This window comes from Edaphosphingomonas haloaromaticamans (assembly GCF_001853345.1).
GTDB lineage: Bacteria > Pseudomonadota > Alphaproteobacteria > Sphingomonadales > Sphingomonadaceae > Sphingomonas_E > Sphingomonas_E fennica.
Map to the genome: position 1 here is coordinate 1,549,437 of NZ_MIPT01000001.1, position 11,257 is coordinate 1,560,693.

Below are 11,257 nucleotides of genomic sequence, written 5' to 3' on the forward strand. Positions count from 1 at the left end.
CGCGCGAGGCCGCATCGTCAAGCGGTCCTTGGCGGACGGACCAGCTCGGTTCAGGGTTTTGCGCGCAGCGTGGGGGAAGCGATCCGCTCATGGGGTGGATACCCCCGCGCAGCAGATCGCCTTTTCGAAGAGCATGAACTGGGCATTGTCTTTGCCGGGCGCATGTTTACCGCTGGTCCACAGCGCGCCGGGCCGCCCGATATTGACGCATTTGCCGCCCTTTACGGGCTCCATGATCTGGAGCTTGTAACGGCTCTTGGTCCAGATCGGCTGAGCTTTGAGCGAACAGCCGTCCTCGGAATGGATGGTGAGCAAGCCCAGGCGCCCCATCATGAAGGTGGTGCGCGCGGCGAGGCCCGCCCAGGCCTCGACCCGGTCGCCCATATGGATGTCGCCGGCGATGGGATAGGTCGACCCCCATGATCCCATGCACCAGAACAGGGGATCGATTGTCTTGCCCGCCGCTGCTGCCGCGCTGTCGGCCATGCAGGCAAGGCCGGCGGCGGGATTGCCGAACAATATGCCCTCGGGCTGGATGATCGCGCCCAACGTCCCCGACTGCCAGGTCGGCAGCACCTCGGTGATCATCGCGACGTCGAACCCTTCGTCCTCGATGCAGGGCAGGTCCGTGAACATGTCGAGCATCTTCCAGACCGGCGAGATGTAGTAATGCGCCTGCGCGAAGAGCTTGGTGGTGTTGGTGCCGTCCGAGATCGACGACTGGCTGCCCTGAAGCTTGCCGCCGGTCGGCAGCAGATCGACGCCCAGCGCCATCATGCAGCCCGGCTCGGTAACCACATCGACCATGCGGTTGGGCGACCAGAAGCTGACCTTGACGCCGAACCAGAAGGTCGCGCCCTTGCGGCAGGCGCACAGAGGCTTGGACGCCGACTGCGCATCGAGCGCCTTGTCGAGCTTGTCGAAGCTGCCGACCCGCACGCCGCCGATGGTGATCGGGAAGATGCAGTTCCAGCGGACCTTGGTGATCGGATTGAACACGGTGCCCGCCTCGCACTTCGAGGCATGGGCCGGGGTTGCCGGGACCAGCAGCGCCAGCGCGATGGCGGCGGCGCCAGCGCGCAGCACGGAGGTGATGCGGGTCATGGCCGTTTCTCCTGGGGAAGACCTTGGCTTCCCTTGCGCTCCAGATGGACTTCGGTGAGTTCGAGGCGTTGGCCGGACTGGCGGACGATGACGGGCGCCACGGTGAGGCCGAGCCGGTCCTTCACCCGCTCCTCGAGGATGAAGAGCGCGCGGCCATGTTTCTCGCCGAGCGAGAGCGCATCGTCTTTTGGTTCGCCGCCGCCGGTCAGGAGAATCCAGTCGGTGAGCGCGGCCGTTTTAAGCGCCCAGCCAAGATCGCGCGGATGGACGATCACCAGGCGCTGCGGCAGCGACACATAGGTAAGCGGGTTGAAGGTGAAGCCCTTGGGGTAGAGTAGCTTGCCGTCGGCCAAGCGGATTTCCTGGTCGAGCGTGTAGAACGGGACGACGCTGCGAACCCGGCCCTTCTCGGCGACCCCGAGCGGCGCGGCCTTGAGCGCGCTCCATCCCGAGCGCGGCCCGAACCGCGGGGCGATGCTGGCAGGCTGCCGCGCCACCGCGGCCTCGATCTCGGCCATCGCATCGGGCTCGGCGATCGGCCAGGTCCGGCCGACATTGGAGGTCTCGGCGCGCGCCGCACCGGCGAGAATCAGAGCGCCGACGATCATCGCGCCGATCAACGCCGACTGGATTGCGACCACATGCCAGCCCTGCGGGTAGCCCTCATCGTCCACGGCGGCGCTCCCTCCAGCTCAGCGGCGGATTGCGGCTCTCGCCCCAGACGGCGCAGCACAGGCCCGCCGTGCCGACGAGCAGCGCGAGCCAGATGAGCGGGCGCGTGCCGTCGAGGTCGGCGCCCGACCAGATCAGCAGGAAGGCCTGCACGAGAAGGATCAGATGCGCTCCGACCAGCAGGCGGATCGACGACTGGCAGGGCGCGGCTGAGAAGATGCCGTTCATCGCCGCCTCCGCATGGGAAGCATGGCGCAGCGCGACCGGTGCGAAAGGAGCCAGTTCGTAACCTTCGGCCCGAGCGTTGCGAAGGCGAGCACGAACGGTCCGCCGGTGAGGCCCGCAAAGGCGATGACCCCGGCGATGAACTCGAACCGGGCGACCTGCGTGATGCCAGCCCGGACGAGGCCAACATAGGCCGCAGTGCCGATCAGCGGACCGGCCAGGGTCAGGAGCATCCTGTCGATCCGCCAGCGAGCCTGTTCGCCGGCCTGGATATAGTCGGACTCGTCGCGCGCCCGTGAGAGCATCCTGACCCGGCCGACCAAAGTGCGATTGGCCCGGACCAGATACTCGTGAAGGCTTTCGTCCGGCTCGCGCGGAACTTCGGTGAGATGTGTGTCGGACCTGTAGGTGAACGGCTCCAGGCTCATGGTTTCCTCCTGAGCTTTGCGAGAAGGCGGCTGGCCGCGCCGGTGAGACCGATCAGCATCAGGCCGGTCAGGAAGCAGCCGATGCCGACAGTGGCCGCGCCGGTCAGCGTCTTCGACATCGGCAGATCGAGCGCGATGCCGGCGGCGAGCACCAGCGAGGCGATCATCACCGTCTCGATGATGACGAGACGGAAGCGCCAGCCGAGCGCCTGCGCTTCGGCCCGCTCGGCGACGCGCGCCTCGATGATCCGTTCGAGTTCGTCGTCCGGGTTCAGTTCGAGCGTCATCTGGGCGGCGTCGGGCTTGCGGGTCCGCATCACGGCCTCCCGTCCGAACCGGTCGGCGCCAGGATCTCGGCGGGATCCACTCCGGCCAGTTCGCAGACCGCTTCGAGCGGCGAGCGTCCCTTCCGGACCAGCGCCTCGAAGGCCGCGACCTCGTCGGGCGCGGATGTGTTGATCCAGTAGCTGAACGGATCGACGACAAGCCGCGCGATGCCAAGGCCCAATGGGCTGTCGATGAAAACTTCGGAGTAGTTCGGCTTGTTGTTGCGGACCGATTTCAGGAGATCGAGGACGAAGCCCGAATAGTCGAGGATCTTATTCTCGACGGCTTTGTCGTAGGTCGAGCCCTGGAGCAGGAACCGGGTGGCGGCATTCTCCAGGATGACCTGACCCGTGCCGCCGAACAGCATGAGGTCGTTCATGCTTTGCAGCACGATGCCGAAGCTGCCGCGATATTTGCGGGCGCGCCGATAGCCCTGGCTGAAGGCTTCGGCGAGGCGGGAGAGATCCTGCCCGTCGCTGCGGGTCATGAACTGGGCGGCCTCGTCGCAGAGGACGAAGCGCGGACGATCGCGCGCGGACAGATAGAGTTCCTGCGTGACCGCGTTCACCACCACCATGATGACCACGTTGAAGAGGTCGGGCATGGCTTTCAGCCGTTCGAGTTCGAGCACGACGAACTCGTCGCTCGATATGTCGAAGGTCGACGGGCCGTTGAAATAATGCCCGTAAGCGCCGTCCGACCCGAAATCGCGCAGGTTGAACGCCAGTTCGCGGGCGGTCGGGACCAGATGGTCCACCCGGTCTAGATCGGAAGCGGTGTTGGCCGGATAGGCGCCGAGCCATTCGCGCACCGCATCGATGCCTGCTTCGGCGCGGCCGCTGTCGATCGCCCATTGCACGGCCGACTTCAGCAGGTTCCATTCCGAGGTGGTGACGGGCTTGCGGGTGGCGGCATTGGCCATTTCCGCGACGATCGCGACGGCCATCGAGATCGCGGATTCCCGGTCATCGCCGTCCATGGCGAGGCCGAGATCGAACGGGTTGAGCACGAGATGCTCTTCGCCAAGGTCGATATAGCGGCCCGAGCAGAGCGTGCAGAGCTTGCGGTAGCTGCCGCCGATATCGATGATGCGGATGAGCGCGTTCTGCGCATAATATTGCTGGCAAAGATTGTTGAGCAGGAAGCTCTTGCCAGCACCGCTCTCCGCCGACACGACGAAATTGTAATTGTTGATGCGCGGATCGAACAGGTCGAGCGTGACGAGCTGTCCCTTGCGCCCGGTGTAGAGCAGCGCCGGTCGGCCGCCGCCCCTGAAATCGGTCTGGATCGGCGACATCAGCACCGCGGCGCGCGCCGGCAGGCGAAAATCGCGCTGCAACATGCGGATCGTGCGCTTGTCGGGATAGAGGCCGAACGGCAGGCTGGAAGCCAGCAGGATCGGATTGAGGTAGCTTTCCTCCTGCACCATCCAGGGCAGCGGTTCCGATTCCCACAGCCGCTTGGCCCGCGCCGCCATCTCGCGCGCCTGATGACGGTCGCTGCCGAACACCCACAGGGTCGGAATCACCGAGACGAACCGGCTGTTGCCGATTTCGTCGAGGATCCAGCCGATCTCCTCGATCTGCTTGCCGACCTCGACCGCGAAGCTGCCCGCCGCCTTCTGAGCGGAGAGGATTTGCGCGCGCTTGTGGATCTCGAACGCCGAATGATCGAACAGCACGTTGAGCGTGAACAGGAACGGCCCGCCGATCTGGTCGCTGTCCTCGCTGCTGCCACGCATGCCGCCGGTCAGGCGATTGGCGCGCTCGGCCGTGATCCGGCGCGGCGGCGACTTGGGCGTCAGGCAGCGGGCGACCTGATCGCCAAGGAACACTTCCGGCCCCTCGAACGCGAAGGCCGGGCCGGCGTCGATGATCTGCTTGCGGATCGCCAGCGCGCGGGTTGCGTCGCCTTGCGAGAAGACACCGGGCGCATGGTCGAACACGCCATTGAAAATGCGGCGGTAGAAGGAGACCAGTTCCTGCGGCGGCAGCTTGCGGATGCCGAGCTTCGCCAGTTGCTCCTCGATCTGGCGCTTGAGATCACTGTCCATCGGCGCGCGCGTCTTCACCGACAGAAAGGTCCGGAAGTCGCGGACCGGAATGCCGTGCAGGGCTTTGAGACCCGCGGTGCCGGCGCGCAGATAGTCGAACGTCCGCCGCGCCGAGGCCTGGATCAGCGGATCGGGGCGGGTCTTCAGGTCGAGATAGGCATCGAGCGCATCGTCGATCAGCGGGTCGGCGAAGCTATGAAGCTGGAGCACGGTTCCTTCGGGGAAATGCACATTAAGCAGGCCGAGCAGCGCTTCATGGACATGCGCGAACATATAGGCCGAAGGGACCAGCTCCCAGGCATAGCCCCAGCCATCGTCGATGCAGAGGAAGGCTTCCTCCTCCTCGACCCAGGCGACGAGCGGCAGGAAGTCGGAGAAGCTGTCGCGCGAAACGCTCTGGCGCAGCCGCGCCAGCGTCATGCCGTCACGCTGGTCCACCAGCGCGCTCATGGCTGCTTGCTTTCGTCGGCTTCGCGCTCGCGCACCTGTTCGAGGATGGGCACGCGCGTGCTCGACGATTGCGGGCCGACCAGATAGTCGCCGACCACCCATTGCGGGCGTTCGAGGATCGAGAACACGTAGCGCTGCATGTAGAGCCGGTCGGGCCGATGCTGGTCGGCATAGGGCAGAATCAGCGTGCGGATCGTGCGCGCGGGTTTGAGCATCGGGGTGACCGGCTGGTCGATCAGTCCCTGAAGCTCGCGATAGACGCTTGTCCGATAGCCGGCGTAGCCTTGGTCCGCCGGCCGGCTCCTGGCCGAACGCCTGTCACCGCGCTCGCGCAGCATGGCCTTATCGCGGGTGACGGCAGGGTCCGACTTCGACGTCGCGCCCGCCACCGCGTCGGCATAGGCCTTCTCCGGGTGGATGCACTGGCCATGGTCGTCATTTTTGCAGGAGAATTTCTCGCTGTAGGGCGACATGACCGAGCCGAGCGTCGCGCAGCCGCCCAAGGCGGACAGCGCGGGGAGAAGGAGGATGAGGGCGGCGGCGCGTGTGGCGCGCCGGCGTTGCGATTGGGGCATGGGGCTGGCTCCCTGGATATGAGGGTGCGCGCGCATCAGAACTTCGCGCCCGCGGTTGGCTTGATTTCGAGGGTCACGCCCTCCTGGATCACCACGACCACATCCTTGGCCGCGCCGACCTCGACGATCGGGCCGGCCTGGCGTGCGAGGTCGAGATAGAAGTCGGTGAGCTTCTCCGACGACCGCGCCAGACCGCCTGCAACGCCCGCCTTGGCGGCATCGCCCGCGTCGAAACTGCGCACCGAGCCGAGTGCCGAGGTCGAGACATCGCCCACCGTGTTCTCGACGGTATCGGCGATGCCGGTGATGGTGCCGGCGATGAAGGCCCGCGCAAGCGCTGCGCCGGCACGGGTGACGACCTTGCCGGACAGACCCTTCTTGCCGTCGGTATCGACGAAGAAGCCCTTGATCGGCTGATCAACCACCGAGCGTTCGTCGAAGTCGACGCAGGACAGCGAGACGAGCTGGATTTCCACCCGCTCCTTGGCGAGGCTCCCGGTCGCGTTGCCGATGACGAAGCAGCCGGCGAGGTTGGCCTTGACGTCATTGGGAAGCACGGCGGGCGCCTGAACGCGGGCGATCAGCGGCTCCGGGTTGCTGGTTGCGTCCCGGCTCGCCAGCGCGTCGATCCCGGTCAGCAGCCGCGCCTTCATGAAACCAGGCGGCAAATAGATCGTCCGGCTCTTTTTTTTAGCGCCCGCTACCCCTTCGGCGGCCGCGACCGGGCTGGTCGCGGCGCCGATCGCGCCCACCGTCTTCTCGACCGGCGGGGCCGGCGGCGCGGGAGGCGCAGAAGGAATGGCCGGCGGCGCGGTCATCGACGGATCGAGATCGCTCGTATCGGGCGGTTCGGGAAAAGCCGGCGCTTCGCCCGGCAGCGCCTGGGGCAGATCGGAGCCCGGCGCGCCTGCGGCGCCCGGTCCGATGCGGCCTTCCTCGATCGCGGTGACGCGATCGCCGAGGAGACCCTGGCCGTCGAGGATCTTCTTGAGATCCCCGCGCAACTTCACTTCGAGACTGTCGCCGCGAAGCCCTGCGCCCATGTCCAGTTTCGACGATGCCGGCGCGCCCGCATCCTGCGGCGCATCGCCGCTCGCGAAATAGAGCCCGGCGCCGAGCAGACCGACGATGCCGGCGACGCCCAGTTGTTTGAGGCGAAGCTGCTGCCGAGAATTGAACGACGCCCAACGTGCCCGCATGTCGAGCAGCGCCGGACCGCGTTCGGGCGTCCTGGCATCGGCGCGGGCCTGCGCGGCGAGATGCTCGCGGTAGCTGGTCGGCGCGCCGGTATCGGCCGGACCGGCGGGTTCGTCGGCCGGCGTCATTGCACCGCTCCCCGGCGAATGACGATCAGCCGCGCCGCTTCGCCCGGTTTAAGGATCGTGCGATCGAGCGTGACCGCGAAGATGTTGGCACCGAGGTCGGGCACGAGGAAGCTGCGTTCATCGAGCGTGACCTCGGCGATCGCGGTCACCAGATATTCCGAGGCCGAGAGGCCGGAGCCTTCGATCTCGACGCGCCGCCGCTCGTCGATCTCGGCCTCCGCCAGATTGGCGAGGCGCAGGCGATCCGCGCGGGGCGCGACAGAGGTGAAGCTGGCCGGAATACGGTCCTGCAATAGCGAAAGCGTGATCGAGACCGCCCGCTCTTCCTCGACCAACGGGCCGAGCAGCTCTTCGTTCGCGCGTGCCCGCTGGGTCGCGCCAGCCTGAAGTGTCACCGTCTGCGCCGGAATATCCGACGGCTCGGCATAGAGCGCATAGACCGCCCCGTTGCAGCTGATGAAGAACTCGGAGGCGACCGTCACGAACGAGCGCGTCACCGCGCCGGCATCATCGACCTCGCGGACGAGGAACTTGATCCAGGCGTTCGAACCGGCGCGCTCGACGGCGATCGCCTTCTCGGCCGAGAATTTGATGTCCTCGATCTCGCCGCCCGCGCAGATGACATGGTTGATGTCGCGGTTGGACAGGCGGATCGTGCTGGTCTGGTCGGGCAGCGCGACGATCGTCTGCGCCGCCGCGGGGAGCGGCGCGAGCACGAGGCCGAGCGCCAGCAACCGCTTAACGGGGATTGGCATCGAAATTTTCCTCGGAAAGGGCGATCAGCCAGAAGCGGCCATTGTCGATCGCGTAGCGAATCCGCAGATTGCCCCGGAACTTGCGGATCACGCCGCCGATCACCCGGACCTTCTCGACCGGCACGAGGATCTCGCGGTCGGTCCAGGTCACCGGCTGATCGGGACGGATATAGGTCGCGATCGAAAGCGTAGGGTTGTCGGCCAGCTCGTCGAGCAGCCGGTTGAGGCTGTCGCGCAGGCTGTTGTAGGCCGAAGGATGGGTGATGCTCAGCAGTTCCTGGAACTGCCGGTCCGCCGAATAGGCCGAGTAAGTGCCCGAAAGCGAGACCATGTTGCGCGTGATCGTGCGCAGATAGGCTTCGGACGGTTTGCTGCCGGTCACATAGAGATCACCGCCCGCGCCGAAGGGCACGACCACCGTGCGTGTGTTCTGGTTGGACGTGTAGATCAGTGTGCCGAGCACCGCGGTGATGCCGAACAGGCCGGCGACCGCGACCTTCAGCAGCCGGTTCTCCTCGAACAGATTGCTCGACCCTTGCAGGTAGCGATGGATACCGTAGCTCGCTGGCTTGCCGGCCAGGAGATCGTCGGTCTTGCGGGAGGATCGCCGAAACATCGCGGGGCCTCACTCGAAAAAGCGGGTCTGCGTCGGACCCGGATAGTTGCGGAAGGAGATGAGGCCCCAGCGCCAGGCCAGGTGCGGGATGAACCCGCGCGGCTTGGTGCGCAGCCAGGGAACGAAAAGGAGAAGACCCGCGATGAGCGCCCAACCGAGCATCCCGCCGACGACGACCGCGACGAAGATGACCGTGATCACCAGCACGAACTCGTCCGAACCAAACCACAGGATCTGGACCGGCTTGTGGAGATATTGGGGTAGTCGCTCGTCCACGAGCCTTCTCCTCTTGCTTCAGGACCGTCCAGAGAAGCCGGTTGACTATCTGGATGGCTTACCAAGGCGCCTGCGCGCCCAGGTCCGGGGGTGTCCGCGCGCGCCCGTTCCGACGCGCGCGGACGGGGGGCTCAGATCACCATTCCAAAGGTCTGGAGGATGGTGTCGGACTTGATGAGGCAGACGGCCGCGACGATGGTCGGGATGCCCACCATGACGTTGGAGAACAGCCGCGACACGCCGAAGAGGAAGGCGGCGACGCCGCCGACGAACCCCAGCGGTCCCTTCACGCCCTTGTTCACGACGATATCGTAGATGTCGTAGCCGAGGTCGCCGGTCGTCGGGGCGGTGAAGGCGTGGGCGCCACCGCTGACGAGGGCGAAGGCAGCCAAAGGGATGCCGACATTGGCGACCGAGACGACCCGGTTGCCGATCTTTCTGATCATGGACTTGCTCCGTGCAATATGGGCCGTCCGGGTCACTGCCTGCCGGCATCGATCGTGATCGCTGTCGGCCGGCGGCATGACTGGACGGCCCGATTGGGCCATGGCCGCCGGCATTCCGGTCCGCCGGGCCACGCGCCGGAGCGCGCTGCCGCAAGCGACCGCCAAGGATGGGGTTGAAAGATTCTCAGCGCGGCGCATCGGTCCGCGCCTTGGCTTTCTCGCTCAGGAACTCTTCAAGCTCTGCCTGCTGAAACCCGGAGATCAGCTTGCCGTCGGCGATGATGGTCGGCGTGCCGCTGACCCCGATCTTGCTGACCACCTCGGCATCGGCCTTGACCCTGGCTGCACCGGCCGCGCATTTGCGCAAGTCGGCAGGCCCAGCGCCGGCGTAGATCGCCTTGAAGGCCTGCTCCTTGTCGGGCGAGCAATAAATATGCTCGGCCTTGGCGGCAGCTTCCGGGTGGATGCCGCTGACGAAGAAGATCAGCCGGTGGACAGGTTTTCCTTCGGCTGCCTTCGCGGCCCAGAAGCGGTCCAGCGCGCGGCAATAGGGGCAATCGGGATCGGTGAACTCGATGACGGTCGGCGCATCGACGGGGCCGAGCGCGAGCGCCTTGCTGGTATCGATGCCGGCGAGCTTGCGCCGGGCAGCGGCGTCCTGCGCCAGCGCGGTGACATTAAGCCCGTTGCGGTCATAGACGGCCGCGAACAAAATATGCTCGCTGTCGGGGGCATAGTAGACGATCCGCCCACCCGCGCTCGCCTGGTAGATCGGCCCCTTCACGGGGGACGGCCCGAAGTCCTCGAACTGGAGGTTGGTGAAGGTCTGCTGGAGCTGTGCCTGCGCCTCTTCCACAGCCTTGTTGAGCGATGGTTCCGATTGTGCGTGAGCAACCACGGGAAGCGCCGCGCCAAGCGCGAGCGCCGCACACAGATTGACGATGCGGCTATTTCGCATGGCGGGCGTCCTTTTCGTTGAGGCGGTCAGCCTTGATCACGGCCGGATCGAGGAGGACATTGGCGCCAATCCGGACAGGAGCCGGCCGCTTCGCGGTTTGCGCGGAACAGGCCGAGGCGCAGCTGCAGATCGCGAACCCCTCGGCTGTCTCCCTGATGATGCTCGGTTCGGCCTGTGCGCCGCTGTTGAGCGTGTGCGCCATGCCCGGCGAGCCTGTCAGGCACACCAGGGCAGCAGCGATCGCGCCGATAATCGGCTTCGTCATACGTGACTCCCCGTTCGACGCCGTGGGCGCCGGCTACTGTGAAGATGCGACTACGAATGGCCGGCGATTCAGCCCGGCCTTCCGAGATGCCCAGTGCATGAAAGGCAATCGACGGCCATGCAACAGCAACAGGAAATGATTTGCCGATCGCTCGGAAATAACTACTTGGATGCGAAATCAATCCGAAATGGTTGATTCGACTCTGCTCTCGATAAAATGCAGATAATCGGCATTATCCTTCCGACCGCTCCGCTTTCCGACATTATAATCGCGTCAACGGACTTAGGTGAATATCTCGCGCTAGATTTGCATTTATATATATGTTCGGAACTTCACTTCTTGCGAAACGTGCAGCATCTACAATTGCTGCCTCTCAGCTCAGTTCGATACGCTGTCGGCACGTCCCGAATGGCGACGTGCTTTCAACAGCTGGGAGATCGAGATGGTACGATCGCAGCGCCTTGCCGAAGCCGACCTCTCGGGCCTGCGTTCGGTGAAAAAAGTCTCAGGCGAGCGTATTCGCGATGAGCGCCGTCGACGCGGGATCAAGCAGGGAGAGCTAGCCGATGAGATGGGCGTCAGTTCGCGGTGGCTGCGCGAGATAGAGGCTGGCAATCCGGGCACGAAGCTCGATGATCACCTTAACGCTACGATCCGGCTGGGCCTGTCGGCCGGGCATATCGTGCTGCCGATCCTGTTCATATCGCAGAGAATGCCTGTCCCGCAAACGCTCCTCCATACCGATCTTCGTCAGCTTGAGCGTGCTTGTGTAGATCTCGNNG

General features: G+C 65.3%; 15 protein-coding genes. 1 reads left to right on the plus strand and 14 read right to left on the minus strand.

Annotation, left to right across the window (positions count from 1 at the left end; translation table 11 throughout):
- Positions 1-87: 87 nt before the first annotated feature.
- The 14 genes from BHE75_RS07100 to BHE75_RS07165 form a co-directional block, all read right to left on the minus strand.
- Entirely contained in the window at positions 88-1,104 is a 1,017-nt protein-coding gene (locus tag BHE75_RS07100) for a TraU family protein (protein WP_070933409.1), read from the minus strand.
- Complete coding sequence (locus BHE75_RS07105; protein WP_070933410.1) at positions 1,101-1,778, minus strand: conjugal transfer protein TraW; 678 nt, start codon at positions 1,776-1,778, stop codon at positions 1,101-1,103. Before BHE75_RS07105 ends, BHE75_RS07100 begins: the two co-directional genes overlap by 4 nt.
- Complete coding sequence (locus BHE75_RS07110; RefSeq protein ID WP_070933412.1) at positions 1,768-2,004, minus strand: hypothetical protein; 237 nt, start codon at positions 2,002-2,004, stop codon at positions 1,768-1,770. Before BHE75_RS07110 ends, BHE75_RS07105 begins: the two co-directional genes overlap by 11 nt.
- Positions 2,001-2,429, minus strand: a complete 429-nt coding sequence (locus BHE75_RS07115) for a hypothetical protein (protein WP_070933414.1) — start codon at positions 2,427-2,429, stop codon at positions 2,001-2,003. The genes BHE75_RS07110 and BHE75_RS07115 overlap by 4 nt, the downstream gene beginning before the upstream one ends.
- The gene (locus tag BHE75_RS07120) at positions 2,426-2,746 is read right to left on the minus strand and encodes a hypothetical protein (protein WP_070933416.1); all 321 of its coding nucleotides are present in this window, start codon (positions 2,744-2,746) and stop codon (positions 2,426-2,428) included. The genes BHE75_RS07115 and BHE75_RS07120 overlap by 4 nt, the downstream gene beginning before the upstream one ends.
- Positions 2,746-5,259, minus strand: a complete 2,514-nt coding sequence (locus tag BHE75_RS07125; protein ID WP_070933418.1) for a TraC family protein — start codon at positions 5,257-5,259, stop codon at positions 2,746-2,748. Before BHE75_RS07125 ends, BHE75_RS07120 begins: the two co-directional genes overlap by 1 nt.
- Positions 5,256-5,834 carry a TraV family lipoprotein gene (locus BHE75_RS07130; protein WP_070933419.1) on the minus strand — a complete coding sequence of 193 codons (579 nt, stop codon included), beginning with the start codon at positions 5,832-5,834 and terminating at the stop codon, positions 5,256-5,258. Before BHE75_RS07130 ends, BHE75_RS07125 begins: the two co-directional genes overlap by 4 nt.
- A gap of 35 nt (positions 5,835-5,869) precedes the next feature.
- Positions 5,870-7,159: a TraB/VirB10 family protein gene (locus BHE75_RS07135; RefSeq protein ID WP_070933421.1), complete on the minus strand. Its 1,290-nt coding sequence runs from the start codon at positions 7,157-7,159 to the stop codon at positions 5,870-5,872.
- The gene (locus BHE75_RS07140) at positions 7,156-7,914 is read right to left on the minus strand and encodes a type-F conjugative transfer system secretin TraK (protein WP_070933423.1); all 759 of its coding nucleotides are present in this window, start codon (positions 7,912-7,914) and stop codon (positions 7,156-7,158) included. The genes BHE75_RS07135 and BHE75_RS07140 overlap by 4 nt, the downstream gene beginning before the upstream one ends.
- Positions 7,898-8,530, minus strand: a complete 633-nt coding sequence (locus tag BHE75_RS07145) for a TraE/TraK family type IV conjugative transfer system protein (RefSeq protein ID WP_070933425.1) — start codon at positions 8,528-8,530, stop codon at positions 7,898-7,900. Before BHE75_RS07145 ends, BHE75_RS07140 begins: the two co-directional genes overlap by 17 nt.
- A 9-nt stretch (positions 8,531-8,539) precedes the next feature.
- Entirely contained in the window at positions 8,540-8,806 is a 267-nt protein-coding gene (locus tag BHE75_RS07150) for a type IV conjugative transfer system protein TraL (RefSeq protein ID WP_070933427.1), read from the minus strand.
- Between the two features lie 131 nt (positions 8,807-8,937).
- Positions 8,938-9,252 carry a hypothetical protein gene (locus BHE75_RS07155; RefSeq protein WP_031310237.1) on the minus strand — a complete coding sequence of 105 codons (315 nt, stop codon included), beginning with the start codon at positions 9,250-9,252 and terminating at the stop codon, positions 8,938-8,940.
- Between the two features lie 184 nt (positions 9,253-9,436).
- On the minus strand, positions 9,437-10,210 hold the full coding sequence (locus BHE75_RS07160) for a DsbC family protein (RefSeq protein ID WP_070933429.1): 774 nt from the start codon (positions 10,208-10,210) through the stop codon (positions 9,437-9,439).
- Complete coding sequence (locus tag BHE75_RS07165) at positions 10,200-10,475, minus strand: hypothetical protein (RefSeq protein WP_070933431.1); 276 nt, start codon at positions 10,473-10,475, stop codon at positions 10,200-10,202. The genes BHE75_RS07160 and BHE75_RS07165 overlap by 11 nt, the downstream gene beginning before the upstream one ends.
- A 442-nt stretch (positions 10,476-10,917) precedes the next feature.
- Here BHE75_RS07165 and BHE75_RS07170 point away from each other — a divergent pair.
- Positions 10,918-11,257: helix-turn-helix domain-containing protein (locus tag BHE75_RS07170; RefSeq protein WP_217494715.1), on the plus strand; the 340-nt coding region annotated here is incomplete at its 3' end.

Bases quoted from the DNA above. Each gene is read 5' to 3' on its own strand.
- BHE75_RS07100 (WP_070933409.1), bottom strand. From the start codon at position 1,104: ATGACCCGCATCACCTCCGTGCTGCGCGCTGGCGCCGCCGCCATCGCG.
- BHE75_RS07110 (WP_070933412.1), bottom strand. From the start codon at position 2,004: ATGAACGGCATCTTCTCAGCCGCGCCCTGCCAGTCGTCGATCCGCCTG.
- BHE75_RS07115 (WP_070933414.1), bottom strand. From the start codon at position 2,429: ATGAGCCTGGAGCCGTTCACCTACAGGTCCGACACACATCTCACCGAA.
- BHE75_RS07120 (WP_070933416.1), bottom strand. From the start codon at position 2,746: ATGCGGACCCGCAAGCCCGACGCCGCCCAGATGACGCTCGAACTGAAC.
- BHE75_RS07125 (WP_070933418.1), bottom strand. From the start codon at position 5,259: ATGAGCGCGCTGGTGGACCAGCGTGACGGCATGACGCTGGCGCGGCTG.
- BHE75_RS07130 (WP_070933419.1), bottom strand. From the start codon at position 5,834: ATGCCCCAATCGCAACGCCGGCGCGCCACACGCGCCGCCGCCCTCATC.
- BHE75_RS07135 (WP_070933421.1), bottom strand. From the start codon at position 7,159: ATGACGCCGGCCGACGAACCCGCCGGTCCGGCCGATACCGGCGCGCCG.
- BHE75_RS07140 (WP_070933423.1), bottom strand. From the start codon at position 7,914: ATGCCAATCCCCGTTAAGCGGTTGCTGGCGCTCGGCCTCGTGCTCGCG.
- BHE75_RS07145 (WP_070933425.1), bottom strand. From the start codon at position 8,530: ATGTTTCGGCGATCCTCCCGCAAGACCGACGATCTCCTGGCCGGCAAG.
- BHE75_RS07155 (WP_031310237.1), bottom strand. From the start codon at position 9,252: ATGATCAGAAAGATCGGCAACCGGGTCGTCTCGGTCGCCAATGTCGGC.
- BHE75_RS07160 (WP_070933429.1), bottom strand. From the start codon at position 10,210: ATGCGAAATAGCCGCATCGTCAATCTGTGTGCGGCGCTCGCGCTTGGC.
- BHE75_RS07165 (WP_070933431.1), bottom strand. From the start codon at position 10,475: ATGACGAAGCCGATTATCGGCGCGATCGCTGCTGCCCTGGTGTGCCTG.